Origin of the sequence: Streptomyces lasiicapitis (assembly GCF_014646335.1) — a bacterium.
Taxonomy (GTDB): domain Bacteria; phylum Actinomycetota; class Actinomycetes; order Streptomycetales; family Streptomycetaceae; genus Streptomyces; species Streptomyces lasiicapitis.
Genome location: NZ_BMNG01000004.1, coordinates 332,717 through 359,307, shown reverse-complemented (window position 1 = coordinate 359,307; position 26,591 = coordinate 332,717). Strand labels below are relative to the sequence as shown.

The following is a 26,591-nucleotide window of genomic DNA, read 5'->3' as shown; positions in this document are numbered from 1 at the left end:
CCAGCTTCCCTTGCCTTCGTTGCGCTGACCCTGGAGCCACGCATGCATGCCAAGCAGTACGAGATCAGTCTGCCCGCCGACTACGACATGGGCGTCATCCGCGAACGCGTGGCCACGAAGGGCCATCTCCTCGACGCGTTCCCGGGGTTGGGGTTCAAGGCGTACCTGATGCGGGAGCGCGGGGTCGGCGGTTCGCCGGTGAACCAGTACGCGCCGTTCTACCTCTGGAACACCCCCGAGGGCCTCAACTCCTTCCTCTGGGGTCCCGGGTTCCAGGGGCTGTCCGAGGACTTCGGGCGGCCGGTGGTGCAGCACTGGATGGCGCTGGGGTACGAGGACGGGGCTGCCGTGGGCGCCCGGCCGGTGGCCGCCGTACGGCATCTCAGGCCCGTGCCCGAGGGCACGCGGAACGGTGACCTCGCCGACGAACTGCTCGCGGAGGCCCGGTCGTTGGCGGACCTCGACGGGTCCGTCGGCGTCGTCGTCGCGGTCGACCCGCGGCACTGGGAGGCGGTGACGTTCTCACTGTGGGCCGACGAGACGCCGAAGGCCGCCGGTGAGGTGTTCCAGGTGCTGCACTTCTCCTCGCCGGAGTTGGGGCTCCTCGGGCGCGGGAGGGCGTGGTGAGCGCCGACGAGCAGAGCGGGCACCCCGAGCAGGGCGTGCAGGTCGTCCGGACGGTCCTCGGTGACGTCGCCCCCGGCGAGCTGGGGGTCTGCGACGCGCACGACCACCTCTTCCTGACGAGCCCTCAACTCCCGGGGCAGGAACTGGACTCCGTGGAGGCCGCCGCGCGCGAGCTGGCCGCGTTCCGTGCGGCGGGCGGGCAGAGCGTGGTGCAGTGGACGCCGTACGGGATGGGGCGGCGAGCCGTCGAGCTGCCGGGGCTCGCACGCACGTCGGGCGTCCGGATCGTGGCGGCCACGGGACTGCACCAAGCCGTGCACTACACCCCGGAGTTGCTGAGCGCCTTGCGCGCCGAAGGCCTGGACGCGCTGTTCGTCCGCGAGCTCACTCAGGGCATCGGCGACAGCGGGGTGCGGGCCGGACTCATCAAGGTCGCGGGCGGCTTCCACGGCCTGGACGCGCACGCCCACTGGACGATGACGGCGGCCGCCGGGGCGCACCGCGCGACGGGCGCGCCGATCGCCGTGCACCTGGAGCTCGGCACGGGCGTGCTCGACGTACTCGACCTGCTCTGCGGCGAGTTGGGGGTACCGCCCGGCAAGGTGATCCTCGGCCATCTGAACCGCGCCCCCGACCTCGACGTACACCGTGAGGCCGCAGCGGCGGGCGCCTGGCTCGCCTTTGACGGACCGTCACGCGCGCACCACGCCACGGACTGGCGCATGCCGGACGCGGTGCGCGCCCTCGCCGAGGCCGGTCACAGCGACCAGCTTCTCCTGGGCGGCGACACGACGACGGCCGCGGCGCGGTCCGTGAACGGCGGCCCAGGGATGCCGTACTTGCTGCGCCGGGTGCGGCCCCGGCTGGCACGCGCCGTGGGCGAGGAGCTGGCGGACCGGATGGTCACGGTCAACGCGGGGCGGGCGTTCGCGGTGGCGTGGCCGACGTGAAGACGGCCTGGGGGACGCGGGCCTGACACCGGGAGACGTACGCATCGCCCTGGACGCGCGCCTCACCCCCGGAGACGTACGCATCACCCTGGACGCGCGCCTCACCCCCGGAGACGTACGCACCGCCCTGTGAGACGTACGCAGCCCCCTGAGCCGCACGCGCCCTACCCCTCCACCACCCCGGCCCCACGCCGCGCAGCCACAGCCGTGCGCGTCTCCGCGGCCACCAGATCGGCGTTGATCTGCGCCGCCGCGAACGCGCCCGCCGCCGCGGCGGAGCCGACCTGCGCGGACAGGTCGGTCGCGTTGCCCGCGATCCAGACGCCGGGCTCATCCGTACGACCCGTCGCGTCGCACGGCACGTACTCGCCCACGGGATGCGGCACCGCCTCCAGGCCGAGCGCCTTGAGGAAGCCGACGCGCGCCACCAGCCGCGGCGCGACAGCCACCGCCTCCCTGCTCACCACGCTGCCGTCGGCCATCCGCACGCCCACGAGGCGGTCGTCCACGATCTCCAGGGACGCCACCTCGCCGTCCACGACGCGGATGTCGCGGGCCGCCAGCTGCTCCGCCTCCTCGGCGGTCGGCGGTTCCATGGTGTGCGTGAAGAACGTGATGTCGTCGCTCAACTGGCGCAGGAGCAGCGTCTGGTGCACGGACATGGGCCCGGACGACAGCACTCCGATGGCCTGGTCCCGCACCTCCCAGCCGTGGCAGTACGGGCAGTGCAGCACGTCCCGCCCCCACCGCTCGCGCAGGCCTGGCACGTCGGGCAGCTCGTCGACCAGGCCGGTGGCGACAAGCACCCGACGCGCACGCACCGTACGGCCGTCGGCCAGTTCCACCACGAACCCGACCGCGTCGCGCGTCGTCGAGTCGCCCTCGGCCCGGGTCACGGAGCCGACCTCCCCCGGCACCACCTGCCCGCCGTACCCCCGAACCTCCGCCCGCCCCCGCTCCAGCAACTCGGCGGGCGGCATCCCCTCCCGCCCGAGCAGCCCGTGCACCCCCTCGGCCGGGGCGTTGCGCGGAGCGCCCGCGTCGATCACCACCACCGACCGCCGCGACCGGGCCAGCATCAGCGCACCGTTGAGCCCCGCGGCACCGCCGCCGATGACCACGACGTCGTAACTGTCCACCAACTGATCGTTCTGAGCGTTCATGTCCAACACCTCCACGACGACCATGCGCCACAGGTCACGGTGCGGGCAAATACAGTTGCCGGAACAGCAACAGATCTCCCGTATTGCATTGCCCGTTCCAAAACCGCTACGGTTACGGACATGGCCCGACCGCGCACATTCGACGAGGAACGGGCCCTGGACGCGGCGATGCGCGCCTTCTGGGCGAATGGCTACGAGGCCACCTCGACCCAGGATCTGTGCGAAGCCACCGGACTGGGCCGCAGCAGCATCTACAACACGTTCACCAGCAAGCACGACCTGTTCCGGCGGGCCCTGGCCCGCTACATCGACGTGATGAGCGTGCCCCAGGCGGAGATCCTGGAGGACGCCGAACGCCCCGGCCTGGAGCGAATCCGCGCCCTGTTCGCGCGGATCGTCGACACCGAGTTCGACTACCGCGAGGACGACGAGCGCAGCATCGGCTGCCTCACCGTCAACACGGTCGTGGAGCTGGCCCGGCGCGACCCGGAGGCGGCCGCGCTGGTCGAGCGCGACCTCGACTTCCGGCTCGGCCTGCTGCGCGTCGCCCTCGAAGCGGGGCGGCGCGACGGCACGGTCACCACCGGCCGCGACCCCGACACCCTCGCGCGGTTCATCAACGCCACCATCGGCGGGATGCGCGTCTCCGCCCAGGCGGGCGCGGGCCGCGCGGTCCTGGAGTCCATCGCGGACACCGCCCTGGACGCCCTGCGCCCCTGACCGTCACCGCTCCCGGCACGCCCCAGTAGCCCCAGTAGCCCCACGGTCGTGGAAACCCCTGCCGCCATCACGATCAGCCATGCCCATATTTTGTACTGGCCTATCCAATACTTCGAACCACGTCCCCACCCCTCCCCACTCTCCCCAAGGAGCAGCACCATGCCCCGCGCCGTATACGTCCTGGCCCTAGGCATCTTCGCCATGGTGACCAGCGAGTTCGTCGTCGCCGGACTCATGCCGCAGATGTCCGAAGGGCTCGACGCCACGATTCCGGAGATCGGCTATCTGATCACCGCCTTCGCCGTGGCGATGGCCTTCGGCGGGCCGTTCCTGACGGTCGCCCTGCTGAAACTCCCGCAGAAGCGGGCCCTGATGGTGCTGTTCGGCATCTTCCTCGGCGGCAATGTGCTCGCAGCGCTCGCGCCGGACTACTGGACGATGCTCGTGGCGCGCGTCGTCACCGGTGTCGCCTCGCAGGCATTCTTCGGCGTGGGCATCTCCATGGCGACCCGGCTCACCCGCCCGGAGATACGCGGCCGTGCCGTCGCCGTGGCGCTCAACGGCCTGATGCTCGGTACGCTCCTCGGCCTTCCGCTGGCCACCGTCGTCGGTGAACACCTGGGCTGGCGCGCGGCGTTCTGGGCCATCACCGTCCTGACGGTGCTCGCGGCCGTGGCCACCTTCGTCGGCGTACCGCGCGTCGAGCACGCCGGGGACGAGGCGGGGTCGCTGCGCGAGGAACTCGGCGCCTTCAGGAGCCCCCGGCTGTGGCTCACCCTCACCACCAGCACCTTCGTGATCGGTGCGACGTTCGCGGCGTTCAGCTACCTCAACCCGATCCTCACCGAGGTCACCGGCTTCGCCACCGGCACCGTGCCGCTGCTGCTCGTCGCCTACGGCGCGGCCACGCTCATCGGCAACACCATCGTCGGGCGCCTCGCCGACCGGCACACGCTGCCGGTCCTGGTCACCGGCCTGATCCTGAACTTCGGGTTCCTGGTCGGCTTCGCGCTCCTCGCCGACCTGCCCGTCGGCGCCGTGGTGATGATGCTGGGCATCGGCCTGGTCGGCGTCACCATGAACCCGGCGATGGTGACCCGCGTGCAGCGCGTGGGCAACACCGGCGCCCTGGTCAACAGCGTCCACTCGTCGTTCATCACGGGCGGCATCATCATCGCCACCTCCCTCGGCGGACCGGCCATCGACGCCTACGGACTGCGCGCGCCGCTGTGGATCGGCGCCGGCCTCGCGGTCCTCGGACTGCTGTCCCTCGTACCGGACTTGAGGCGGCGCGCGGCGGACACCGTGACCCCGGCAGACTCCCCCGCCGCCGTACGGGAGCCCGTCGAGGTCGGCTGACCCGCGGCGGCCGACCCAGCGGCTTAACCCAGCGCCCCCAGGGGGTCGTCGAGCACCGGCTGCCAGGCCAGCTCGGCGGCCCCCACCAGGCTGTTGTGGTCCAGGGTGCAGGCCAGGATCGGGACGCCGCCGCTGCGGCCCCACAGGCTGCGGTCCGCGACGACGGCGCACAGCCGCTCGTGGTCGGCCTCCAGCAGGGACCGGTGCAGGCCGCCGAGGATGATGCGGTCGGGGTTGAGGATGTTCACCAAGCCCGCGAGCCCCAGGCCGAGGCGGTCGATCAGCGCCTCGGCCGCGATCCGGACCGCCGGGTCGGCGTACCGCTCGGCCAGCAGCGCGCGGGCCTGCACGAGGAGGCCCTCCGGTCCCGGCTCCACGCCCACCGCCGTCAGGAAGGCCAGCGGGTCCGTCTCCACGTCCAGGCAGCCGCGGCTGCCGCAGTAGCAGGGGCGGCCCTCCGGGTGCACGGTGAGGTGCCCGACTTCGAGGGCGAGGCCCGAACTGCCCGTGTGCAGCCGCCCGTCGAGGACGAGGGCGCCGCCGACGCCCCGGTGCCCGGTCGCCACGCACAGCAGGTCCCGCGCCCCGCGCCCGGCGCCGTGCCGGTGCTCGGCGAGCGCCGCGAGGTTCACGTCGTTGCCGGTGAACGCCGGGCCCTCGATGCCCGCGTTCCGTACGCAGTCCGCGAAGATCTCCCGGACCTGCGCGCCCGCGGGCCACGCCAGGTGCAGCGGGTTGAGGGCGGTGCCCTCCGGCTCGGCGACGGCCGAGGGCACGGCGAGGCCCGCGCCCACACACCGCCTGCCGGTCTCGCGCAGGAGCTGCGCGCCCGCCTCGATGACCGAGCCGAGCACCTGCGCCGGGTCGGCGTCGATGGTCTCGCAGCCGGGCGCGGTGGCGACGATCCGGCCGCCGAGCCCGACGAGCGCCGCCCGGAAACCGTCGGCGTGCACCTGTGCCGCCAGCGCGACAGGACCGGTCTCCGCGACCGACAGCCGGTGCGAGGGCCGGCCCTGCGAGCCCGCGGCCGCGCTCGGCTTGGCGTCGATGCGGATCAGGCCGAGCGCCTCCAGCTCCGCGGCGACGGCACCGGCCGTGGCCCGCGTGACACCCAGCTCCGCGGTGAGGACGGCTCGGGTGGGGGCGCGCCCGGTGTGCACGAGTTCGAGGGCGGGGCCGAGCGCGGTCCGCCCCCGCTCCAGACGCGTACGCGCGGACAGATGTGCCTCACCCCGGGTGGCAGCCTTCCCGTTCATGAGGGCGAGTCTCCCATGATCCGTACGCCGTCTCGCCGTTCAGCGGTCATCCCGTCTTCCCCTCGTCGTCCTTGTTCCCCGGCGTTCCCGGTCCTGCTTCCGCGCACCGCTTCCGGTCCGGCGCTTCGTACGATTCCCGTCCCACCGCTCGTACGACTCCCTTCGCACCGCGAGGAAACCGTCTTGTCCACGGCCGGGTTCCCCTCTACGCTGAGTTTGTGCCGCTACTAAACAAAACCACGTCCGGGGCGTCCGGAGCCACCTCGTCCACCCTCAGTCGGCTCCGCGTCGCCCTCACCGTCTTCTTCGCGCTGGACGGCTTCGTCTTCGCCGGGTGGGTGGTGCGGATCCCGGCCATCAAGGAGCAGACCGGGGCGTCGGCGAGCGAGCTCGGCCTCGCGCTGCTCGGGGTCTCGGCGGGTGCCGTGGTCACGATGACGCTGACCGGGCGGCTCTGTACGCGCTTCGGCAGCCATCCGGTGACGGTGGTGTGCGGTGTGCTGATGCCGCTGAGCGTGGCGCTGCCGCCGCTGACGCACTCGGCGCTGTCGCTCGGCCTGGTGCTGCTGCTCTTCGGGGCCGCGTACGGCGGCATCAACGTGGCGATGAACAGCGCGGCCGTCGATCTGGTGCGCGCGCTGCGGCGGCCCGTGATGCCCAGCTTCCACGCGGCCTTCAGCCTGGGCGGCATGATCGGCGCGGGCCTCGGCGGGCTTGTCGCGGCGCATTTGTCGCCGACCCGGCACCTGCTCGCGCTCACCGTCATCGGCCTGCTCGTCACGGCGTTCGCCGCGCCGATGCTGCTGCGGTACGACGCCCCGGTGGCGCCCGCCGGCGACGCCGGCGCCGTCCGGTCCGACGACCGGGCGCCGCGCCGCGCCGGCCGCGGGCTTCGCGGCACCCAGGGGCTCGTGCTGGTCTTCGGCCTGGTCGCGCTGTGCACGGCGTACGGCGAGGGGGCGCTCGCGGACTGGGGCGCGCTGCACCTGGAACAGGATCTGGACGCCCATCCGGGAATCGCGGCCGCGGGCTACTCGTGCTTCGCGTTCGCCATGACGATCGGGCGGCTCTCCGGTACGACACTGCTCGAACGGCTCGGCCGCACGCGCACCGTCGTCGGCGGCGGAATCCTGGCGACGGCCGGAATGCTCCTGGGCGCGCTCGCCCCGTCGGTCGGCGTCGCCCTCGTGGGGTTCGCCATCACCGGGCTCGGGCTCGCGAACATCTTCCCCGTGGCGGTCGAGCGCGCCGGCGCCCTCGCCGGGCCCAGCGGCGTGGCCACCGCGTCCACGCTCGGCTACGGCGGCATGCTGCTCGGGCCGCCCGCGATCGGGTTCATGGCGGACTGGTTCTCGCTGCCGGTCGCCCTGACCAGCGTGGCCGTGCTGGCGGCTGTGGCGGCGGGCATCGGGGCGGCGACAGGGCGTGTGTCGTCGGCTGTCCGGCCCACGGAGGAACGGCCGGCGGAGGAACGGCCGGCGGAGGAACGGCCGTCGGTGGACGATGAGTCCGGGCGAGCCAGCGCGACCGAGGCGGGTTCCGCGACACGGACGTGCTGAGCGCGCGGGCCTGCTGAGCGCGAGGGCGTCTTCGGCGTGCGCAGCTCTCCACAGTGGTCGTGGTGCGGGCGGGGCCCACTGTGCGGCTCCCCACCGTGGAGTACGCCGCCTGCCACGGACCGAGCGCGGAAAACCGACGCGCCACGAGCGGCCCTCGTCCTGCACAATCCCCGCATGGAGACTGCCGAGCACATCGAAGTCCTGGACCGTGAAGGCACGTTGATGGCGGACGCCGCCGAGGAGGCGGGCCTCGACGCGCCCGTGCCCACCTGCCCCGACTGGCAGGTGCGCGACCTGCTGCGGCACACCGGCATGGTGCACCGCTGGGCCGGGGGGTTCGTCGCGGACGCCCACCCCGCCTTCCGCCCCTGGCAGGAGCCGGAGGGCCTGGACGACGCCGCGCTCCACGACTGGTTCCGGGAGGGGCACGCGCAGCTCGTCGCCACCATGCGCGGCGCCCCCGCCGACGTACAGTGCTGGACGTTCCTGCCCGCGCCCTCACCGTTCGCGTTCTGGGCGCGGCGGCAGGCGAACGAGACGACGATCCACCGGATCGACGCCGAGTCCGCGCGCGGCGGTACGCCGTCACCGGTGGGCACCGCGTTCGCGCTGGACGGGATCGACGAGCTGCTGCGCGGCTTCCACGCGCGCGCCAAGTCCCGGGTGCGGACGGAGAAGCCACAGGTGCTGCGGGTGCGGGCCACGGACGCGGATGCGCACGGCACATGGACGGTACGCCTGTCCGACGACGTCCCCGTCACCGAACCCGGCGACACGGCACCCGCGGACTGCGAAGTGGCGGGCCAGGCCGCGTACTTGTATCTCGCCCTGTGGAACCGGCTGCCGTTCCCGCAGGTCACGGGCGACGCCACGCTGGCGGCGCTGTGGCGGGAGCGGTCGGCGATCGGCTGAGGCGGAGGTACAGCGCCAGCGAGCCTGTTGCCGTCAGAGCAGTTCGGCCCGTATGTCCAACGCCCGCTCCCCCGCGTCGTCGGGCCACGCCGCGACCACCTCCCGCAGCAGATCCCGGTGCTCGTCGACCAGGCTCATGGACGTAAGACCGATGACGCCCTGCACCTGGATCGGCAGCTCGGCGGCGCGGGCGGCGCGCAGACAGACGGCGGCCGCCCGCGGCGAGGTCAGGCCGAACAAGGCGTCGAGGGCGACGGTACGTATGTCCATGTCCAGCGAGCCGTCGAAGATCGGGCCCTCCAGCGCGGCGACGACCTCCTCGTCCGGTGTCTCCCACCGCTCCAGGCAGGCCGAAGCCGCCCGCACGGCGCGGTCCCGCACCAGGGCCGGGGCGCCCTCCGCCCGCAGTGCGGCGGCGAGGACATCCGCGTCCTCGGTCCCGCCGAGCTCCTGCACGATGTCCAGCGCGCTCGCGTGATTGGCGCCCGCGCCGACGGCCGGGCTCAAGTCGGCGGCGGACGGCGGCTGTCCGAGGACGTCCCGGGCGGCGGCGAGCGCTTCGTCGGCGTGCTCGGCGTCGTCCAGGCCGAAGCGGGTGAGCCCGTCCTCGTGGTGGAAGTGGTCGAGCGCGATGCCCACGGCGACCGGTCGCCCGCTGTGCAGCAGCGTGCGGAACGCGCCCCGGTGGGCCGACTCGCCGGTGGGTGACCGCAGTTCGCGGTGTGCCGCGCGCAGTTCCGCCGTCTCCGGCTCGGACCCTTCCCAGTACTCGCTGTGCGGGCCGTCGCCCAGCGCGTCGTGGACCTCGTCCCGGGCGTCGGACTCCTCCTCGGCGCCCCAGCTCTCGGCCAGGCGCTCCAGGAGGGCCCGGTGGGCGTAGAAGCGCTCCCCGGCCGCCAGCGCCGCGGCGGCCTGCTGCCGCACCCGCCACTCCTCGTCCTCGGTCGCGCGCACCAGGGCCGCGGTGGCCTCGGGCCCGGGGTCGTCGCCCAGGTCGGCGATCTCCTCGACGCGCGCCTCACATGCCTCGAGGCGCGTGACGAGTGCGGTCAGCCGGGGGTCGGGGGCCTCGCCTTCCTCCTCCTGGTCCTCCAGCAGCGTGCGGGCGGCCATCAGGGCGTTCTCGCCCAGTTCGCCCTCCGGCATGCGCTCGACGACCGCGGCGACCGCGTTCACGTCCTCGGCGTCGTCGCAGTCCAGGCCGCCGCGGCGCAGCACGAGCAGCGCGCTCGCATGGTTGGCGCCTCGGCTCGTGTGCTCGTCCCCGGGCCACGGCGGCTCGCGCAGCAACTGCCGGGCGACGGCGAACACTTCGTCCTCGTACTCCTCGAAGGCGTTCGCGCCGACGAAGCGGCTCGTCATCTCGCCGCGGTCGTAGAAGTCGAGGGCGATGCCGCGGGCCGCGGTGTCGTCGCTGCGGAGCAGCGCGAGGAAGCCCTGCTCGAACTCCTCCGGTGTCGTCGGGGGCTTGAGGGCGTCGTAGGCCCGCCGGAGCTCGGGATCGCCGAGCTCGCGGCCGCGCCAGTACCAGGACTGGAACTCGAGCAGGAAGACCGTCGTGAACATCGCGGTATTGGACCATCCGGCACGGCTCGCGCGCGACCGGGATTTCTCCGGGGGTCCGGGCGGCCGTCCGTCAGCCCCCAGGCGCCCGTCAGGCGCCGAAGCCCTCCAGCATCCGCGCGAGCACCGCCCGCTGCACCGGCCGCGCCTCGGCGTGCACGCGGTGGCCCTTGTCGGTGAGGCAGACCCGCACCCCGCGGCGGTCCTCGTTGCACATGCCGCGCTCCACCAGGCCGTCCTTCTCCAGGCGGCCGATGAGGCGGGAGAGGGCGCTCTGGCTCAGGTGCACCTGGCAGGCGATCTCCTGGACGCGGAAGGCGTCGCCGCCGTCCTCCGCGACGCCCGCGGCGAGCACGTCGAGCACCTCGAAATCGGAGGCGCCCAAGCCGTACTGGTGCAGCTCGCGGTCCAGCTCGCACTGGGTGCTCGCGTGCACCGCGAGGATGTCCCGCCACTGGTTCACGAGCCCCTGCTCGGCGTCAGTCGCCGTGGGCCCGGCCTTGGTCGCCGCCATGCAGGCACGGTAGCAGGAACCAGGCGTTTATTGCACATGAATTAAATGCACTTGCATTCAATGCACGTGCATGTGAGTCTGCTCCGCATGACTTCTCCGCTCCCTGCTGCCTCCGCGTCCCCGGAGCGCTGGACCCCGCGCCTGTGGGGCACGCTGCTCGTGCTGTGCGCAGCGATGTTCCTGGACGCGCTCGACGTATCGATGGTCGGCGTGGCCCTGCCCTCCATCGGCTCCGAACTCGACCTGTCCACCTCGTCCCTGCAGTGGGTGGTCAGCGGCTACATCCTCGGTTACGGCGGTCTGCTGCTGCTCGGCGGCCGGGCGGCCGACCTGCTCGGCCGGCGCGAGGTGTTCCTGATCGCGCTCGCCGTCTTCGCGCTCACCTCGCTGCTCGGCGGGGTCGTCGACTCCGGTCCGCTGCTGATCGCGAGCCGCTTCGTGAAGGGCCTGAGCGCCGCGTTCACGGCGCCCGCGGGCCTGTCCATCATCACCACGACCTTCGCCGAGGGCCCGGTCCGCAACCGCGCCCTGTCCATCTACACCACCTGCGCCGCCACCGGCTTCTCCCTCGGCCTCGTCCTGTCCGGCGTGCTCACCGAGGTCAGCTGGCGGCTCACCATGCTGCTGCCCGCGCCCATCGCCGTGATCGCGCTCGTCGCAGGCCTCAAGCTCATCCCGCGCTCGCCGCGCGAGGAGAAGCGCGGCGGCTACGACCTACCGGGCGCCGTCACCGGCACGGCGTCGATGCTGCTGCTCGTCTTCACCGTCGTGCAGGCCCCCGAGGTCGGCTGGGCCTCCGCCCGCACGCTGCTCTCGTTCCTGGCCGTGGCCGTGCTGCTCGCCGTCTTCGTACGCATCGAACTGCGCACCGCGAGCCCGCTCGTCCGCCTGGGCGTGCTGCGCTCCGGACCGCAGATCCGGGCGCAGCTCGGCGCGGTGACGTTCTTCGGCGGCTATGTGTCGTTCCAGTTCATCGCCACGCAGTACCTGCAGTCGCTGCTCGGCTGGTCGGCGCTGGAGACGGCGCTCGCCTTCCTGCCCGCGGGTGTGATCGTCGCGCTTTCGGCCACGAAGATCGCCGGTGTCATCGACCGGTTCGGTACGACCCGCGTCATCGTGACGGGCTTCGCGCTGCTCGTGGCGTCGTACGCGCTGTTCCTGCGCATCGACCTGACGCCCGCGTACGTCGCCGTCATCCTGCCGTCGATGGTGCTGCTCGGCGTCGCCTGCGCCCTGGTCTTCCCCTCGCTCAACATCCAGGCCACCAACGGCGTCGACGACCACGAGCAGGGCATGGTCTCCGGTCTGCTCAACACCTCGATCCAGGTGGGCGGTGCGGTGATCCTCGCGATCACCACCGCCGTCATCACGGCGTCCGACCACGGCTCCGGCGAGGCCGCCGCCTCCCCGCAGGCCGTCCTCGACAACTACCGGCCCGGCCTGGTCCTCGTGACGCTGGTCGCGCTCGCGGGCCTGCTCATCAACCTCACCGGGCTGCGCGCCCGGCGCAGGCAGCAGAGCGTCGTCGTGGCGAAGTCGGCGGCCCCGGCGGCGCCCCGCGAGACGGCGGACGAGCGGGTCTCCGTGGGCGACTGAACCGTCCGCGCGGGCCGTCGCCCGCACCGCGTGCGCGAGCCGGATGCCCGGCGGGTTTCTTGCCCGCCGGGCATCCGGCTGTGACACTCGCTGTAGACATCCGGGGGCAACCGGGGGACAACAGGGTGAAGCGGGCGGAACGATGAGCGGGACCACGGGGCAGGGGCGGCGCAGTCAGGCCGAGCGGGACGCCATCACGGTGGAGATCGGGTACGCGCTGGTGAGCGCGACCGTCGTCGCGGTCGCCGTGATCGGCGTGGTGGTGGCCGGTCCGGTGATCGCCTTCAGCCTCTCGGAGGGCACGGAGCGCGTGCTCCTCGTCGTCGGCGGCACGCTCGCGGCCGTCGCCTTCTTCGTACGCCTCGCCACTGTGCTGTGGCGCTTCAGCACGCGCGAGCAGACGCGCCGCGGGCAGACGCGCCGCGGGCAGGGCATCAGCGGACGGACACGTGGCGGCCAGACCCTGGGCGTGCCCTCTCAGCCGAGCCAGCCCGGCCGCACCAGCCCCGACTCGTAGGCCAGCACGACCAGTTGGGCGCGGTCGCGGGCGGCCAGCTTCACCATCGTGCGGCTCACGTGCGTCTTGGCGGTGAGCGGGCTGACGACGAGGCGGCGGGCGATCTCCTCGTTGGACAGGCCGATGCCGACGAGCGCCATCACCTCCCGCTCCCGCTCGGTCAGTTCGCTCAGCGTCCCGGCGGCCGCCGGCTCCTTGGAGCGCGCGGCGAACTCCCCGATGAGCCGGCGCGTCACCCCGGGCGAGAGCAGCGCGTCCCCGTCGACCACCGCCCGTACCGCGCGCAGCAGTTCCTCGGGTTCCGTGTCCTTCACCAGGAATCCCGAGGCGCCGGAGCGGATGGCCTCGAAGACGTACTCGTCGAGTTCGAAGGTGGTGAGCATGACCACCTTCACACCGTCCAGGTCGGTGTCGCCGGTGATGCGGCGGGTGGCTTCGAGGCCGTCGAACCGCGGCATGCGGATGTCCATCAGGACCACGTCGGGCCGCAGTTGACGCACCAGGCGCACCGCCTCGTCCCCGTCCGCCGCCTCGCCCGCGACCTCGATGTCGGCCTGGGCGTCGAGCAGTGCCTTGAACCCGGCGCGGACCAACGACTGGTCGTCGGCGAGCAGTACGCGGATCACTGATCCTCCTGAGGTGCTGCGGTGCGGGTGGGCAGGACCGCCGTGACGCGGAAGCCGCCGTCCGGGCGCGGGCCCGCCTCGATCGTGCCACCCAGGGCGGCGGCCCGCTCCCGCATTCCGGCGAGGCCGTTGCCGCTGCCGCCCGCCTCGGCGCCGGTGGCGGGTCCTTCGTCGTCGACGCGCAGGGTCACGGCGTCGGGCGCGTGGTGCACCAGGACGCGGGCGTTCCGGGAGCCCGAGTGGCGCACGACGTTGGTGAGGGCTTCCTGGACGATGCGGAACGCGGCGAGATCGGCGCCGGGCGGCAGGGCGGTGCGGCGGCCCTCGGTGGTGACGGTGACGGTCAGGCCCGTGCTCTTGGCCTGCTCTACGAGTTCGGGCAGACGGTCGAGGCCGGGGGCGGGGGCGCGGGGGGCGTCGCCGGGGGCGCGCAGGGTGTCGAGGACCTGGCGGACCTCGCCGAGTGCCTCCTTGCTCGCGGCCTTGATGGTCGTCAGGGCGGTGCGGGCCTGTTCGGGGTCGGAGTCGAGCAGGGCGAGGCCGACGCCCGCCTGGACGTTGATCACGGAGATGCTGTGGGCGAGTACGTCGTGCAGCTCCCTGGCCATGCGCAGCCGCTCCTCGTCGGCGCGGCGCCTGGCCGCGAACTCCCGCTCGGCGCGCTCCTTGACCCATTGCTCGCGGCGGGTGCGGGCCAGTTCGGAGACGGCCGCGATCGCCACCACCCAGACGGCGACGACCACTTCCCCGTTCCAGGACCGGGCCCCGTCACCGCTGGGGGGCAGGAACCGGTACAGCCAGTGCGCGACCAGCAGGTGCCCGACCCACAGCATGCCGACGGCGCCCCACGCCGCGTACCGGTGTCCGGAGACGATCGCCGCGAAGCAGCCGACGGCGACGGTGATGAGGACGGGTCCGTACGGATATCCGGCGCCGAGGTAGACCATCGCGGTCCCGGCGGTGACGTACGCGACCACGACCGGGTGGCGGTGCCGGAACAGGAGCGAAGCCGTGCCCGCGAACAGCAGCGCCCGCGCGAAGGCGTCGGGCGACACCCGGTCCTCGGTCTGCCCGCGCGCGGCGAAGGTGGTGCCGACCTGCACGAAGACGGTGAGCAGCGCGGTGGTGAGCCAGGGCAGGCGGCGCGCGGCGGCGTCCCCGAGGCGCCACCAGGGCGGACCCTGACGCCACCACGGCGGACCGCCCCGCCAGGACCGCGGGCCCTCCCGCCACGCCGAGGGCCCCTCCCGCCAGGGCGGCGGTCCCGGGCGCGACGACGGCGGCCCGTCCCCGGCTCGGGGCGGACCGCCACTCTTGCGTCCACGCTGCTGTTCCATGCCCGTCACGCTAGACCGCGGGCCCGGGGGCGGGCGTCCGCCAGGCGTGGCGATCAGGCGTACTCCCGGTGGAGTACGGGCCCCTCCATGAGGGGGGCCGGGGTCCGGCGGGTGGTGGGTCGGCGGGCGGGTAAGCGGCACGGTCAGCGGGCCGACGGGGCTCGGTGCTCCGGCCCACCGGTCCAACCAGTGAGCCCACCCGTCCACACAGTGAGCTCACCTGTCCGCCCAGTGGTCCTACCGGTCCAAGCGGTTCAGCGCCCGCCCCGCCACCGGATGCGTCCGCACCAGCTCGGCCAGCGTCGTCGAGCCTCGGGTGATCTTCGCGAAGGCGTTCCACGCGGGGCGGAAGCCGGTGATCGCCGTGTGCAGCAGGCCGGGGCGGCGCTCGAAGAGCGTGAGCATGCGGCGGCCGACGCTCATCTCCACGCCGAGGCCCGCCTTGATCGCGAACGCGTAGTTCAGGGCCTGGCAGCGGGCGTCCACCGCGTCGTGCGCCTCGGCGATCCGCACCGCCCACTCCCCCGCGAGCCGCCCGGAGCGCAGCGCGAACGAGATGCCCTCGCGGGTCCAAGGCTCGAGCAGGCCCGCCGCGTCACCGCACACGAGCACGCGCCCGCGCGACAGCGGCGAGTCGTCGCTGCGGCAGCGCGTGAGGTGGCCTGAGGACAGTTCCGGCTCGAAGCCCGCGAGGCCGAGGCGGGCGATGAAGTCCTCCAAGTACCGCTTGGTGGCGGCGCCTTCGCCGCGCGCGGAGATCACGCCGACGGTGAGGGTGTCGCCCTTGGGGAACACCCAGCCGTAACTGCCCGGCATCGGCCCCCAGTCGATGAGGACACGGCCCGCCCAGTCCTCGGCGACCGTCTCGGGCACCGGGATCTCCGCCTCCAGGCCGAGGTCCACCTGGTCGAGCTTCACACCGACGTGCGCCCCTATGCGGCTGGCGCTGCCGTCGGCGCCGATGACGGCGCGGGCCAGGACGGTCTCGCCGCCCTGGAGGACGACGGCGACCGTGCGCCGGTCGGGCACCGCGGGGCCGTGCTGCTCGACGCGCGTGACCGTGGCACCGGTGCGCACCTCGGCGCCCGCCTTCTGCGCGTGCTCGACGAGCTGCTGGTCGAACTCGGGGCGGTTGATGAGCCCGAACAGCATGTTCCGCGAGCGGCGGGTGCGGGCGAACTTGCCGTCGAGGGAGAACGTCACCGCGTGCACGCGGTCCCTGAAGGGCAGCTCGAAGCCCGGCGGCAGCGCGTCGCGCGAGGGGCCGATGATGCCGCCGCCGCATGTCTTGTACCGCGGCAGTTCGGCCTTCTCCAGGATCAGTACGCTGCGTCCGGCCACGGCTGCCGCATAGGCCGCCGAGGCGCCCGCGGGGCCCGCGCCGACCACGACGACGTCCCACACCTGCCGCGCGTCGTCCGCTGAGTTCTCGCTGCTCACGTTGGTGTTCCGCTCCCGCTCCCGGTCTTGGCCGCGCTCGCCGCGCTCTCCTGAGGCATCCTACGGCGCACGTTCCCGCGAACCTCCTGTGGGAGGATCACGTACACCCCGCACAACGTCGCACCCACGAGGAGCGTGCCCATGTCGCCGCATCCGATCGCCGAGACCGTCGCCTCTCTCATGCCGAGGGCGAAGGCCGAACTCACCGAACTGGTGGCGTTCAAATCGGTGGCGGACTTCGAGCAGTATCCGAAGAGCGAGAGCGAGGCCGCCGCGAACTGGGTCGCCGACGCCTTGCGCACGGAGGGCTTCCAGGACGTCGCGCTGCTCGACACCCCGGACGGCACGCAGTCGGTGTACGGCTACCTGCCTGGCCCCGAGGGCGCCCCGACGGTCCTTCTTTACGCGCACTACGACGTGCAGCCGCCGCTCGACGAGGCGGGCTGGGCCACGCCCCCCTTCGAGCTGACGGAGCGCGCGGGACGCTGGTACGGCCGCGGCAGCGCCGACTGCAAGGGCGGCATCGTCATGCACCTGCTCGCGCTGCGCGCCCTCAAGGCGAACGGCGGCGTCCCGGTGCACGTCAAGCTGATCGCGGAGGGCTCGGAGGAGCAGGGCACGGGCGGCCTCGAGCGGTACGCCGAGGAGCACCCGGAGCTGCTGCGCGCGGACACGATCGTCGTCGGTGACGCGGGCAACTTCCGCGTCGGCCTGCCGACGGTGACCGCGACGCTGCGCGGCATGACCCTCGTACGCCTCCAGATCGACACCCTCGAAGGCAACCTGCACTCCGGACAGTTCGGCGGCGCCGCACCGGACGCGCTCGCGGCGCTGGTGCGCGTCCTGGACTCGCTGCGCTCCGAGGACGGCTCGACGACGATCGACGGCCTGGACGCCGACGGCGTGTGGGAGGGCCTGCAGTACACGGACGCGGACTTCCGCGGGGACGCCAAGGTCCTCGACGGCGTGGGACTCGTCGGCGACGGCACGGTCGCCGACCGCATCTGGGCCCGCCCCGCCGTCACGGTGCTCGGCATCGACTGCCCGCCGGTGGTCGGCGCGACGCCGTCCGTGCAGGCGGGCGCGCGGGCGCTGATCAGCCTGCGGGTGCCGCCGGGCGTGGACGCGGCCGACGCGACGAAGCTGCTCCGGGCGCACCTGGAGGCGCACACGCCGTGGGGGGCGCGCGTCAGCACCGAGCAGATCGGCCAGGGCCAGGCGTTCCGCGCCGACACCACGAGCCCCGCCTACGAGGCGATGGCCGCGGCGCTCAGCGAGGCCTACGACGGCGAGAAGATGCAGGCCCAGGGCATGGGCGGCTCGATCCCGCTGTGCAACACACTGGCCTCCCTCTACCCGGAGGCGGAGATCCTGCTGATCGGCCTGAACGAGCCCGAGGCGCAGATCCACGCGGTCAACGAGAGCGTGTCGCCGGAGGAGCTTGAGCGGATGTCGGTGGCGGAGGCGCTGTTCCTGCAGCGGTACGCGACGCGCTGACCCTGCTGCGGGGCCCGGCCCGTCAGAGCAGCCCCTGATCGCGTGCGTACAGCGCGGCCTGGGCGCGGCCGCGCAGGCCGAGGCGGGTGAGGATGCGTGAGATGTGGTTCTTCACGGTGCCCTCGCTCAGGAAGAGGCGTCCGGCGATCTCGCGGTTGGTGGCACCGGCCGCGACGAGCCGGAGGATTTCGATCTCGCGGGGGGTCGGCGAGGTGTTCGGCGGGGTGTTCTCCGGGAGCGGCTGGTTCTGCGGGACCGGTCGCTCCTCCGCGGGAGGCGGGTTCGCCGGGGTAGTCGGCTTCTCCGGGAGCGTCAGTGACTCCGCGAGGCGACGGGTGACCGACGCGTCGAGCTGGGTGACGCCGGTGCGGGCGAGCCGTACGGCGGCGGCGAGTTCGGCCGCGGGCAGGCTCTTGAGGAGGTAGCCGACGGCTCCGGCCCGCAGCGCGCGCACCACGTACTCCTCGTCGTCGAACGTCGTCAGCATCACGACCCGGCACGCGGGTGCGCTCACGCCCAGCGCCGTCACCGCCTCGACGCCGTCCATCCCGGGCATCCGTACGTCCATGAGGATCACCTCGGGCGCCAGGGCCCCGGCCGCCTCGACCGCCTCCGCGCCGTCGGCGCAGGTGCCGACCACCCGGACGCCGGGCTGGATGCCGAGCAGGGACGCGATGCCTTCGCGCACGAGTTCCTGATCATCGACGACGAGGACGGTCACGGGTTCGCTCATCGCGTACGTCCGGTCGACGCGGTGCCGTTCCCGGCCGGCGTCGTGCGCGGCAGCGTCACGCCGAGCGTCGTCCCGGCACCGGCCGCGCTCTCGATGTCCAGCTCACCGCCCAGGAGTTGGACGCGTTCACGCAGTCCGCGCAGGCCGAAGCCGGGCGCGGCACCGGGCGCCGCCGGGTCCCCGATGCCGGAGCCGTCGTCGGCGACGACGAGTCGGACGTGTGAACTCCCGTACGCCACGGACACCTTGACGTGGGCCGCGTCCGCGTGGCGGCGGGCGTTCGTCAGGCCTTCCTGAGCCGCCCGGTACAGCGCGGTCAACTGCCCTGCGTCGTACCCGACTTCGCTGCCATCGATGTGCAGGGTGACGCGTGGGCTGCCGTCGTCGATGTGCCGTACGAGGTCGGCGAGTGCGGCCGACAGGGCGAACGGTTCGGCCTCGTCGCGCAGGGCGCGGACCGACTGCCGGACCTCTTCGAGGGCGCGCCGCGCCGACCAGCGGGCGTCGGCGAGGGCCCGGTCGGCGGCGGCACGGTCGAGGTCACGGAAGGCCTCGGCCTTCTCCAGCTGGACCGCGATGGCGGTGAGGTGGTGGCCGAGGCTGTCGTGGATCTCGCGGGCCAGGCGGTTGCGCTCCCGCGCCGTGGACAGTTCGGCCACCCGTGCGGCGTACCCCTCCAACCGGCGGTGGGAATGGGTGAGTTCACGCACCGTCGACTCGACGCGCCCCCGGGCCTCCTGCTCGCCCGTCGCCACCGTCGCCATCGACACGGCGAGGACGAGCCCGAGGCCGAACATCAGCAGGTCGGAGATCGCCTCGGCGTCCGCGTACCAGCCGTCGACGGCCAGCACGTACCAGGCGAGGAGCGCCCCCGCGCAGCCTGCGCCGAGCACGAGGCTCGCCCGGCGCCCGAACGCGAAGTACGCCGTGAACGGCACCAGGACGAACAGCACCCGCGACAGGCCCGCACCGTCGCAGGCGGCGACCACGAAGAAGAGCGCGAGGCGCGCGACGAGGAGACCGGCCGCCGTAGCGGCGGGAAGCGCGGCCGAGGTCCGCCGGAAATGCTGCCGCTCCGCCGCGTCCAGGGCGAACAGCCCGGCCACCGCCACGACGAACCCGGCCGTACGGAGCGGGGGTTGGGGGTCGTCGCCGACCAAGGCGTAGTACACACCGGCGAACAGCACGGCCGCGTACAGCACGGACGAGACCCACAGCACGGAGCGCGCGGGGCGGCGATGCGGCGCCGTCCGCGCGCGGGGCGCCGCAAGGGCCTGGGACATGGCCGTCATCCGCACCTCCAACGGGATTGCATCAGACGGTACTTGGGATGGCCGCGACGCCAGGACTCCTCGGCGGACCTCCGGTGCGGCTTTGGCCGTTCGGCACGTGTCGAACGGCCAACCGCCAACGTCGGCAGGCCCGTTCCCTGACCTCGGCTGTGGCCGGACGGCACTTATGGCCCTCGATGACCGCTTCCTACGGTCGCCGTGTCGTTCCGTACCGCAGCCCGCAGTCCGCAGCCCACGGCCCGCAGCCAGCTCGCGGTCCCAGCAGAGGAGCCCACCCATGAAGCGACAACTAGCCTGCGTCGCAGCCGCCTTGCTGCTCGCGGCGCTCACCCCGGCGGCCGGGGCCACGCCCACGGAAGCCGACGCCGGAGGGCGCGGTTGCCGGAGTGGCGACCGGCTGCGCGTGCCCGGCGCCGAGCGCGCCGTAGCCGCCTGCCTCCCCGACCTCACCACCGCCGGCACCATCGCCTCCGGCCACACCGATCCGGCGGACTGGGCGGGCCTGGAGGCCCCCGGCACCCGCAGCCCGTCCGGTGTGCCGGGCGTCCAGCTCGACGGCTACTTCCCGGACTCCTCCGCCACCAACAAGACGCACGGCTGGGACCACGACAGCCAGTTCGTGATCCGGCTCCCCGAGCGCTGGAACGGCGGCCTGGTCGTCGCGGGCCCGCCCGGCATCCGGGAGCAGTACGCCAACGACCGCACGATCGGCGACCACGTCCTGGCGAAGGGCTACGCGTTCGCCGCCACCGACAAGGGGAACACCGGCCCCACGCTGTACCGCGACGGCAAGCGTCCCGGCGACGCCATCGCCGAGTGGCACTTCCGCCTCACCCAGCTCACCGTCGCCGCGAAGGCCGTGGCGGCCCGGCACTACGGTCGCGCGCCCCGGCACACATTCGCGGCGGGCATGTCGATGGCCGGCTATCTGGTCCGCTGGCAGCTGGAGAGCGTACCCCGGCTGTACGACGGCGGACTGGACTGGGAGGGCGTGCTGCTGACCCGGAAGTCGCCGAACCTCCTGGCGACACTGCCGCCCGCGCTGCGCGCCTACCCGCGCGTGCTGGCGGGCGAGCCGGGGGCGCGCGAGGCGATGGTCGCGGCCGGATACCCGGCCGAGTCGGAGCCGCTGTGGGAGTCGCACTACCGCACGCAGTGGGACTCCTTCCAGCGTCTCATCCGCGAGGAGCTCGACCCCGGGTACGACGGTGCCACCGAGGCGGGCACACCGTTCTGCCGCGAGGGCACCGGCAAGGGTTGCGACACCGACTACGACTACGCGTCCCGCCCGCGCGCGGTGCACGACGCCGTGGGCAGGGTGTCGCTGACCGGCCGCATCGCCCGCCCGCTGCTCACCGTGCACGGCACGCTCGACGCGCTCGTCCCGATCGGTCCCGGCTCGGACCGGTACGCGCGGCTCGTCGACCGCGCGGGCCGCGGAAGTCTGCACCGCTACTACCGCGTCACCGGCGGCAACCACACCGACGGCCTGTACGCCGCGCAGCCGCGGCTCGTCCGGCCGCTGCTGCCGTGCGTGCGGGACGCCTTCGACGCCCTTGCGGCCTGGGCCGAGGACGGTGTGGCACCGCCGCCGAGCCGGACGCTGCCGCGGCCGGGCGGAGGCGATCCGGTCAACTCGTGCGCGCTCTAGGAGCGCGCGCCCGGGGTGCGCGTACTGACGGTGCCGTACCCCGGGCACCCGGCCGTGACCACGAACTCCTCTTATGCCACGGGCAGAACGCGTACGCCCACGGCTGACCCCACTGGCCCGGGGCGGCGCGGCGTTCCTAACGTCACGGCATGAACCAGATCGAGATCACCCAGGTCCTCCCCCGGCTCCACCTCCTGCGCTTCGCCGTCGGACAGGCCTATCTGTGGTGTGACGACGAGGAGTTGACCCTCGTCGACGCGGGCACGCCCGGTTCCGGACAGCAGCTCGCGGACGCGATCACCGGACTCGGGCGGCGCCCCGAGGACGTACGCCGTGTCGTCATCACGCATTTCCACGGGGACCACGCGGGCGGCGCGGGCGAGTTCGCGGCGCTCAGCGGTGCGACGGTCTACGCGCACCACCTGGACGCGCCGATGGTGCGGGGCGAAGCGCCCGGCCCCGCCCCGGTGTTGGAGGACTGGGAGGTGCCGCTGTTCGCCAGGTCCACACAGCTCGCCCCGAAGCCCACCGAGCAGCGCGTGTACGCGGCCGAGCTCCAGGAGGTGACGGACGACGACGTCCTCGGTTTCGGGGGCGGGGCTCGCGTGGTGGGCGCGCCCGGTCACACCGAGGGCAGCATCGCGCTCCATCTGCCGGAGCACGGCGTGCTGTTCACGGGGGACGCGATCGCCCGTACGCCGGAGACCGGTGTGCTGCTCGGCGTCTACAACCTGGACAAGGCGCGGGCCGTCGAGTCCTTCCACCGGCTCGCCGCCCTTGAGACGGACGTGGCGTGCTTCGGGCACGGCGAACCGGTGGAGCGGGACGCGGCGGCGGTGCTGCGGGCGGCGGCGGAGCAGTACGGGAACTCCTGAGGCCCGCTCCGACGGTGTCCACGGCCTGAGCGGCGCTCGCCCGGCGGCGGCCTGACGGACCGCCCGCCGCGGCTTGCCGGTCAGGGCCACCTTGGCCCGTTTCAACGCCTCCGCCTGAATGTCCGTCAGCTCGGCGACAACCGCGCGATCCTTCTCCGGAAGGGAGTGCACGAGCTTGCGCCGCGCCTCAATGGCCGACGACGGAAGTCGACTTCTCGGCGCGCATTCGCCGTCATCTGCGGCGACGTCACGTTCAAGTGCGCGAAATTCCAAATTCTGCGCCGACTTCCTCCGATCACGTTTCTCACATTCATCGCTCACCGTTGAGCGCCTGCGGCGTGTAGTACATGCGCGCCCAGCTGACGACGTCCCCGCGGAAGCCGGAACCGCCGCGAGCCCACCGAGCACCAGCGTCGCCGAAGCCGCCGCGACACCCCAAGCCTTACGCATGTTTTCCCCTTCAACCGATGGTGGAGGGAACGCCCTTTCTTCGTGCCGAAAAGAGACTGATGCATTAACCGGCCGCGCTGCTACAAGTGTGCGACTGGACACAATATCCCTGGCGTGCGGCCACCGAACCGCACCGAGACCACAGGGAAGTTACCTGAGATAACCAAATCGGGGGAAACGGAATGCTGCGGATTCATTTCACTTCCGACGATCTCGCGCGCACTCGTTTCGCCGCGGGGCCCGATCCGATGTGGGAGCTGAACATCAGCCTGCACCGGCTCCAACGGCGCGACGCCTCCGTGCTGTTCGGCCCCTGGCGCCGGCGAGTGGCCCCGGGGCTCCCGGCCGGCACCCGGCTGCTCACCACGCTCTCCCCGGCCCGGGGCTACACGTGCGACTTCCTCACCCCGCAGACCGGCGCCGACCTGCGGACCCAGACGGCGGCCCTGCGCGCCGCGCCCCGGCACCGGCTGCGCACCGACCTGGAGACCTTCGTGCGCCTCCACCGGGATCTCCGGCTGCCCTCCTGGACGGCCGAACTGGCCGCGGGCTCCGCGCAAGTGCTCGGCCGGATCGCCGACACCGCGCACGCGTACTTCGGCGCCGGGCTCCAGCCGTACTGGCGCACCATCGACGACGAGGTGTGCCACGACGTCGCGCTGCGCACCAGGGCCCTGGTGCGCGACGGGTGGTCGGCGGTGCTGACCACCCTGCACGCGTCCGCCCGCTGGAGCTACCCGGTCCTCACCCTGGACTTCCCCGTCGACCAGGACCTCCGCCTGGACGGCCGCGGCCTGCTCCTGCAGCCGTCGTTCTTCTGCCGCTACCGCCCCACGGTCCTCTTCGACCCCGTCCTCGAACCCGTCCTGGTCTACCCCATCGAGCACCGGCCGGGCTGGGAGCACCTCGCGCCCGCCGCCGTCCCCGCCGGGCACCCGGCCCTGACCGCCCTGCTCGGCCGCGCCCGCGCCCAGCTCCTGGAGGCCGCGGCCGACGGCACGTTCACCACCACCGAACTGGCCCGGCACACCGGCCTGACCCCGTCCAACGCCAGCCGCCACCTCACCGCGCTGCGCCACGCGGCGCTCGTCTCCAGCCGCCGCCACCGCAACACCACGCTGCACGCGGTCACGGCGCTCGGCGCCGCCCTGCTGAGCGGGCGGCAGCCACTGCTGCCCGCCTGACTCAGCCGCCGACCGGCTCCCCGGCCTCCAGGTACAGCGCCGCGCCCCGCTCCCGCGCGCGCAGCGCCCAGCGCAGGCGTTCGTAGCGCACCGGCGGGAGCAGGTGGGCGGCCTCCTCCTCGGTGACGAAGCGCCAGCCGCGCAGTTCGGGTCCCGGCAGCAGCAGGCTGCGGGCGACGGCGCTGTCGAGGCGGCCACCGTCGAAGAGCAGGCGCATGCCGCCGTAACCGGGCGGCACGGGCGGCTCCCAGTCGGCGACGAGCAGGCGGGGCGTCGTGGTGAGCCGGATGCCGGTCTCCTCGGCGACCTCGCGCACGCCCGCGCTCGCGGGGGCCTCGCCGGGTTCCACCACGCCGCCGGGGAACTCCCAGCCCGCTTTGTACGTGGGGTCGACGAGCAGCACGCGGTCCTGCTCGTCGAAGAGCAGCACGCCGGCGGCGAGCGTCTCGGCGGTGGGTTCGGGGGTCTGCACGATGTCGCTGACGGCCGCGGCTCCGGTGCGTACGGCGTCGGCGATGTGGTCGGCCGTCTCGTACGGGCTCAGACGGCCGTTGTCCACGCGGTGGGCGTCCGCGCCGAGCCAGGCGGCGAGGGCGGCGTAGTACGGCTCGATGTGGTCGAACGACCACTGGCGAACGCGCAGTTCGGCGTCGGGGACGTCAGGGGGGACCTCGCGGCCCGCGATGCGTGCACGCAGGATCGTTTCGTCCGGAGCGAGCAGGACGTGGCGCACGGGTATGCGGCGGGCGGCGAGGCCGCCGAATATCTCGTCGCGGTACTCCTGACGCAGCAGCGTCATGGGCACCACGAGTACGCCGCCGACCTCGGCGAGCAGCGCTGCCGCCGTGTCGACCACCAGGCGCCGCCAGATCGGCAGGTCCTGGATGTCGCTCACCTCGGCGAGGTGCTTGGCGGGCAGCAGGTGCGGCAGGGCGCCGCCGATGACCTCAGGGTCGAAGAGTGTGCTGTTCGGGATCAGCTCGATCAGTTCTCGCGCGGTGCTTGTCTTGCCCGCACCGAACGTGCCGTTGATCCAGACGATCACGGTTCCCCCTCTTCTGTTGGCCCCCAGTGGCTTGCCCGCAACACACTGCCACGGAAACCAGCCCCTGATGAGGGCGGCAGCCCTCGGTCCAAAAGCTGCCGCATCATGTCAAGAGGCTCATGGCAACTTCCCCCCATCGAGTGGCAGCGCACCCTCGCGAATCGTTCCCGCACTCCGTGGCGGAGCCATGGCCGATACGGTGATCCGCCAGGCACCCCGGCCCCTGGTGACCTCCTCGTTCCGGTTGCCTCACGGCAGCCGCCCCCGGCCTCGTGCCCTGGCCGGGGCCCGCTCTGGGGGGATTAGTGCATCAGGACGAACTGAGCGAATTCGCTTGCGAGACCCCGGAGTTAACACCCCGGGTGTACGACGTAGGGGACGCCTCCGTCGTGGAGCTGCACGGCGACCTGGACCTCGTGGGGTTCCAGCTGGCGATACCCGTTCTCGACCCGGTGACGGCAGGCTCCGCCCGCACCGTCGTGGTCGATCTGACCCGTGCCACGTTCCTCGACTGCTCGGGCCTGTCCCTGCTGACGCGGGCCCAGCGCCGCCTCAACGCCAGAGGCGCCCGGCTGCGCGTGGTGTGCACGGACCCGATGTCGCTGCGCGTCATGGGCATCACCGGCCTCAAGGCCACGCTCTCGCCGGTGGCGTCCGTACGAGAAGCGCTGGCCCGGCAGGAGCCGGAATCCTGACCGTGACGGCCCCGGCCGGCCCACCGGCCGACGGCGAATCGCGGGCACCTCCACGGTGTGAAAGGGTGGAAAAACGCCGAAAACCGGTGCTACCGGTGTTCCGGCGCCGTACACCCGTGACCCGACCGGTGAGAGGAGCGCGGCCATGTCCTCGAAGCGCCGCCGCAAGAAGAAGTCCCGCCGCAAGCACGCGGCCAACCACGGCAAGCGGCCGCAGTCCTGAAGTCCGCCCGGCGCAGTAACAGACACCCCACTGCGCCGGGCGGCTTCACAGGTTCGCCCCGCACAAGCCATCGAACGTTCATATTTCATCACGATTCCGTCACCTCGGCCGCGAACGCCCCTCGAACCCCCCACTCCTCCCGCTACGGTCGTCTGACCCTGAATCACCTGTGGGGGACACATGTCGCATCATCAAGCACCGCCGCCCCAGCAACCCCCACCCGGACCGCCGACACCGTCGGCCCGGCCGAAGTGGGTGAGAAAGCGGATCGTGATTCCGGCCGCGTTCGTGATCCTGGGCGCGGGCATGGGCATCGGCGCCGCAGCGGGTGGCGAAGAGCAAACGAGTCCCGCCGCGAAACCTCGACCCACGGTCACCGTCACGCAGAAGCCCGCGGGAAGGGCCGCCAAGCCCGCACCCCAGCCAACAGTGACCGTCACCAAGACAGCGAAGCCCAAAACCTCTGAGCCCGAAGCCGCTGCGGACAGCGACAACAAACCGGCCCCTGGCAAGGCTCCCTCCGGGAAGGTCGTGTTCAAGGTGTGGGGCTCCGCCCCGGCCGGCACCGATGTCACCTACGGCAGTGACAGCGACAGTCGCGAGGGATCGGGCCTGCCGATGACCAAGACCCTCACCCTGGACACGGACGCCCTCTACTACCACGTGTCGGCGCAGTTGTTGGGCGGCGGCGACATCAACTGCTCAGTGACGGTGGACGGCACGACAAAGAAGGGTCACGCGTCGGGCGGCTACAACATCTGCTCCGCGCAGCTCAACGGAGGGCTCACCGGCGGCTGGGACTGACGC

General features: G+C 72.8%; 25 protein-coding genes. 15 read left to right on the top strand and 10 right to left on the bottom strand.

The window, feature by feature from the left end; translation table 11 throughout:
* Positions 1-42 precede the first annotated feature (42 nt).
* Together IEY91_RS10225 and IEY91_RS10220 are read left to right on the top strand one after the other, a co-directional pair.
* Positions 43-627, top strand: a complete 585-nt coding sequence (locus IEY91_RS10225) for a DUF4865 family protein (protein WP_189173706.1) — start codon at positions 43-45, stop codon at positions 625-627.
* 35 nt (positions 628-662) lie between these two features.
* Positions 663-1,577, top strand: coding sequence for a phosphotriesterase family protein (locus IEY91_RS10220; RefSeq protein ID WP_189173876.1), 915 nt, complete (start codon positions 663-665; stop codon positions 1,575-1,577).
* 164 nt (positions 1,578-1,741) lie between these two features.
* On the opposite strand, the gene IEY91_RS10215 is transcribed toward IEY91_RS10220, so the two are convergent.
* Positions 1,742-2,740 carry an NAD(P)/FAD-dependent oxidoreductase gene (locus IEY91_RS10215; protein ID WP_229696843.1) on the bottom strand — a complete coding sequence of 333 codons (999 nt, stop codon included), beginning with the start codon at positions 2,738-2,740 and terminating at the stop codon, positions 1,742-1,744.
* A 120-nt stretch (positions 2,741-2,860) separates the two neighbouring features.
* Here IEY91_RS10215 and IEY91_RS10210 point away from each other — a divergent pair, with 120 nt between their 5' ends.
* On the top strand, positions 2,861-3,460 hold the full coding sequence (locus IEY91_RS10210; RefSeq protein ID WP_164326863.1) for a TetR/AcrR family transcriptional regulator: 600 nt from the start codon (positions 2,861-2,863) through the stop codon (positions 3,458-3,460).
* A gap of 159 nt (positions 3,461-3,619) precedes the next feature.
* Positions 3,620-4,819: an MFS transporter gene (locus tag IEY91_RS10205; protein ID WP_189173704.1), complete on the top strand. Its 1,200-nt coding sequence runs from the start codon at positions 3,620-3,622 to the stop codon at positions 4,817-4,819.
* Between the two features lie 23 nt (positions 4,820-4,842).
* Here IEY91_RS10205 and IEY91_RS10200 read toward each other — a convergent pair whose 3' ends face one another.
* A complete protein-coding gene (locus IEY91_RS10200) occupies positions 4,843-6,075 on the bottom strand; it encodes an ROK family protein (RefSeq protein WP_164326861.1) in 1,233 nt (410 codons plus the stop codon).
* A gap of 218 nt (positions 6,076-6,293) precedes the next feature.
* On the opposite strand from IEY91_RS10200, the gene IEY91_RS10195 reads away from it, so the two are divergent.
* On the top strand, positions 6,294-7,634 hold the full coding sequence (locus IEY91_RS10195) for an MFS transporter (protein ID WP_189173703.1): 1,341 nt from the start codon (positions 6,294-6,296) through the stop codon (positions 7,632-7,634).
* Between the two features lie 174 nt (positions 7,635-7,808).
* The gene (locus IEY91_RS10190; protein ID WP_164326859.1) at positions 7,809-8,546 is read left to right on the top strand and encodes a maleylpyruvate isomerase family mycothiol-dependent enzyme; all 738 of its coding nucleotides are present in this window, start codon (positions 7,809-7,811) and stop codon (positions 8,544-8,546) included.
* 33 nt (positions 8,547-8,579) lie between these two features.
* On the opposite strand, the gene IEY91_RS10185 is transcribed toward IEY91_RS10190, so the two are convergent.
* On the bottom strand, positions 8,580-10,112 hold the full coding sequence (locus IEY91_RS10185; protein WP_189173702.1) for a hypothetical protein: 1,533 nt from the start codon (positions 10,110-10,112) through the stop codon (positions 8,580-8,582).
* Between the two features lie 88 nt (positions 10,113-10,200).
* On the bottom strand, positions 10,201-10,623 hold the full coding sequence (locus tag IEY91_RS10180; protein ID WP_189173701.1) for a MarR family winged helix-turn-helix transcriptional regulator: 423 nt from the start codon (positions 10,621-10,623) through the stop codon (positions 10,201-10,203).
* Between the two features lie 87 nt (positions 10,624-10,710).
* On the opposite strand from IEY91_RS10180, the gene IEY91_RS10175 reads away from it, so the two are divergent.
* Together IEY91_RS10175 and IEY91_RS10170 are read left to right on the top strand one after the other, a co-directional pair.
* Complete coding sequence (locus tag IEY91_RS10175) at positions 10,711-12,219, top strand: MFS transporter (RefSeq protein ID WP_189173700.1); 1,509 nt, start codon at positions 10,711-10,713, stop codon at positions 12,217-12,219.
* Between the two features lie 142 nt (positions 12,220-12,361).
* A complete protein-coding gene (locus IEY91_RS10170; RefSeq protein WP_189173699.1) occupies positions 12,362-12,736 on the top strand; it encodes a DUF6332 family protein in 375 nt (124 codons plus the stop codon).
* On the opposite strand, the gene IEY91_RS10165 is transcribed toward IEY91_RS10170, so the two are convergent.
* The 3 genes from IEY91_RS10165 to IEY91_RS10155 all read right to left on the bottom strand — a co-directional run bounded on the left by IEY91_RS10165 (position 12,697) and on the right by IEY91_RS10155 (position 16,139).
* Entirely contained in the window at positions 12,697-13,362 is a 666-nt protein-coding gene (locus IEY91_RS10165; RefSeq protein WP_189173698.1) for a response regulator, read from the bottom strand. The two genes, IEY91_RS10170 and IEY91_RS10165, sit on opposite strands and share 40 nt — an antisense overlap.
* Positions 13,359-14,699 carry a sensor histidine kinase gene (locus IEY91_RS10160; protein WP_164326853.1) on the bottom strand — a complete coding sequence of 447 codons (1,341 nt, stop codon included), beginning with the start codon at positions 14,697-14,699 and terminating at the stop codon, positions 13,359-13,361. The genes IEY91_RS10165 and IEY91_RS10160 overlap by 4 nt, the downstream gene beginning before the upstream one ends.
* Before the next feature lie 237 nt (positions 14,700-14,936).
* The gene (locus tag IEY91_RS10155) at positions 14,937-16,139 is read right to left on the bottom strand and encodes a geranylgeranyl reductase family protein (RefSeq protein WP_189173697.1); all 1,203 of its coding nucleotides are present in this window, start codon (positions 16,137-16,139) and stop codon (positions 14,937-14,939) included.
* Positions 16,140-16,280: 141 nt separating this feature from the next.
* On the opposite strand from IEY91_RS10155, the gene IEY91_RS10150 reads away from it, so the two are divergent.
* Positions 16,281-17,636 (top strand): dipeptidase, encoded by a 1,356-nt coding sequence (locus tag IEY91_RS10150; protein ID WP_189173696.1) that lies wholly within the window; start codon positions 16,281-16,283, stop codon positions 17,634-17,636.
* 22 nt (positions 17,637-17,658) lie between these two features.
* Here the strand turns inward: IEY91_RS10150 and IEY91_RS10145 are convergent, their stop codons facing one another.
* On the bottom strand, positions 17,659-18,369 hold the full coding sequence (locus IEY91_RS10145) for a response regulator (RefSeq protein WP_189173695.1): 711 nt from the start codon (positions 18,367-18,369) through the stop codon (positions 17,659-17,661).
* On the bottom strand, positions 18,366-19,661 hold the full coding sequence (locus IEY91_RS10140; protein ID WP_229696842.1) for a sensor histidine kinase: 1,296 nt from the start codon (positions 19,659-19,661) through the stop codon (positions 18,366-18,368). The genes IEY91_RS10145 and IEY91_RS10140 overlap by 4 nt, the downstream gene beginning before the upstream one ends.
* 277 nt (positions 19,662-19,938) lie before the next feature.
* Between IEY91_RS10140 and IEY91_RS10135 the strand changes: the two genes are divergently transcribed.
* The 3 genes from IEY91_RS10135 to IEY91_RS10125 all read left to right on the top strand — a co-directional run bounded on the left by IEY91_RS10135 (position 19,939) and on the right by IEY91_RS10125 (position 23,821).
* A complete protein-coding gene (locus IEY91_RS10135; RefSeq protein ID WP_189173694.1) occupies positions 19,939-21,312 on the top strand; it encodes a 3-hydroxybutyrate oligomer hydrolase family protein in 1,374 nt (457 codons plus the stop codon).
* 158 nt (positions 21,313-21,470) lie between these two features.
* Positions 21,471-22,187, top strand: a complete 717-nt coding sequence (locus IEY91_RS10130; RefSeq protein WP_189173874.1) for an MBL fold metallo-hydrolase — start codon at positions 21,471-21,473, stop codon at positions 22,185-22,187.
* A gap of 632 nt (positions 22,188-22,819) precedes the next feature.
* The gene (locus IEY91_RS10125; protein ID WP_164326848.1) at positions 22,820-23,821 is read left to right on the top strand and encodes a winged helix-turn-helix domain-containing protein; all 1,002 of its coding nucleotides are present in this window, start codon (positions 22,820-22,822) and stop codon (positions 23,819-23,821) included.
* 1 nt (position 23,822) lies between these two features.
* Here the strand turns inward: IEY91_RS10125 and IEY91_RS10120 are convergent, their stop codons facing one another.
* The gene (locus IEY91_RS10120) at positions 23,823-24,866 is read right to left on the bottom strand and encodes an NUDIX hydrolase (RefSeq protein ID WP_189173693.1); all 1,044 of its coding nucleotides are present in this window, start codon (positions 24,864-24,866) and stop codon (positions 23,823-23,825) included.
* A gap of 362 nt (positions 24,867-25,228) precedes the next feature.
* Between IEY91_RS10120 and IEY91_RS10115 the strand changes: the two genes are divergently transcribed.
* The 3 genes from IEY91_RS10115 to IEY91_RS41700 all read left to right on the top strand — a co-directional run bounded on the left by IEY91_RS10115 (position 25,229) and on the right by IEY91_RS41700 (position 26,588).
* The gene (locus tag IEY91_RS10115) at positions 25,229-25,561 is read left to right on the top strand and encodes an anti-sigma factor antagonist (protein ID WP_229696841.1); all 333 of its coding nucleotides are present in this window, start codon (positions 25,229-25,231) and stop codon (positions 25,559-25,561) included.
* Positions 25,562-25,706: 145 nt separating this feature from the next.
* Positions 25,707-25,784: a 50S ribosomal protein bL37 gene (locus IEY91_RS42615; RefSeq protein ID WP_373287922.1), complete on the top strand. Its 78-nt coding sequence runs from the start codon at positions 25,707-25,709 to the stop codon at positions 25,782-25,784.
* Between the two features lie 270 nt (positions 25,785-26,054).
* Entirely contained in the window at positions 26,055-26,588 is a 534-nt protein-coding gene (locus IEY91_RS41700) for a hypothetical protein (RefSeq protein ID WP_229696840.1), read from the top strand.
* Positions 26,589-26,591: the final 3 nt, after the last annotated feature.

Bases quoted from the DNA above. Each gene is read 5' to 3' on its own strand.
- IEY91_RS10175 (WP_189173700.1), top strand. From the start codon at position 10,711: ATGACTTCTCCGCTCCCTGCTGCCTCCGCGTCCCCGGAGCGCTGGACC.
- IEY91_RS10200 (WP_164326861.1), bottom strand. From the start codon at position 6,075: ATGAACGGGAAGGCTGCCACCCGGGGTGAGGCACATCTGTCCGCGCGT.
- IEY91_RS10225 (WP_189173706.1), top strand. From the start codon at position 43: ATGCATGCCAAGCAGTACGAGATCAGTCTGCCCGCCGACTACGACATG.
- IEY91_RS10140 (WP_229696842.1), bottom strand. From the start codon at position 19,661: ATGACGGCCATGTCCCAGGCCCTTGCGGCGCCCCGCGCGCGGACGGCG.
- IEY91_RS10150 (WP_189173696.1), top strand. From the start codon at position 16,281: ATGTCGCCGCATCCGATCGCCGAGACCGTCGCCTCTCTCATGCCGAGG.
- IEY91_RS10205 (WP_189173704.1), top strand. From the start codon at position 3,620: ATGCCCCGCGCCGTATACGTCCTGGCCCTAGGCATCTTCGCCATGGTG.
- IEY91_RS10170 (WP_189173699.1), top strand. From the start codon at position 12,362: ATGAGCGGGACCACGGGGCAGGGGCGGCGCAGTCAGGCCGAGCGGGAC.
- IEY91_RS10210 (WP_164326863.1), top strand. From the start codon at position 2,861: ATGGCCCGACCGCGCACATTCGACGAGGAACGGGCCCTGGACGCGGCG.
- IEY91_RS10180 (WP_189173701.1), bottom strand. From the start codon at position 10,623: ATGGCGGCGACCAAGGCCGGGCCCACGGCGACTGACGCCGAGCAGGGG.
- IEY91_RS10160 (WP_164326853.1), bottom strand. From the start codon at position 14,699: ATGGAACAGCAGCGTGGACGCAAGAGTGGCGGTCCGCCCCGAGCCGGG.
- IEY91_RS10190 (WP_164326859.1), top strand. From the start codon at position 7,809: ATGGAGACTGCCGAGCACATCGAAGTCCTGGACCGTGAAGGCACGTTG.
- IEY91_RS10125 (WP_164326848.1), top strand. From the start codon at position 22,820: ATGCTGCGGATTCATTTCACTTCCGACGATCTCGCGCGCACTCGTTTC.
- IEY91_RS10185 (WP_189173702.1), bottom strand. From the start codon at position 10,112: ATGTTCACGACGGTCTTCCTGCTCGAGTTCCAGTCCTGGTACTGGCGC.
- IEY91_RS10215 (WP_229696843.1), bottom strand. From the start codon at position 2,740: ATGAACGCTCAGAACGATCAGTTGGTGGACAGTTACGACGTCGTGGTC.
- IEY91_RS10135 (WP_189173694.1), top strand. From the start codon at position 19,939: ATGAAGCGACAACTAGCCTGCGTCGCAGCCGCCTTGCTGCTCGCGGCG.
- IEY91_RS10145 (WP_189173695.1), bottom strand. From the start codon at position 18,369: ATGAGCGAACCCGTGACCGTCCTCGTCGTCGATGATCAGGAACTCGTG.
- IEY91_RS42615 (WP_373287922.1), top strand. From the start codon at position 25,707: ATGTCCTCGAAGCGCCGCCGCAAGAAGAAGTCCCGCCGCAAGCACGCG.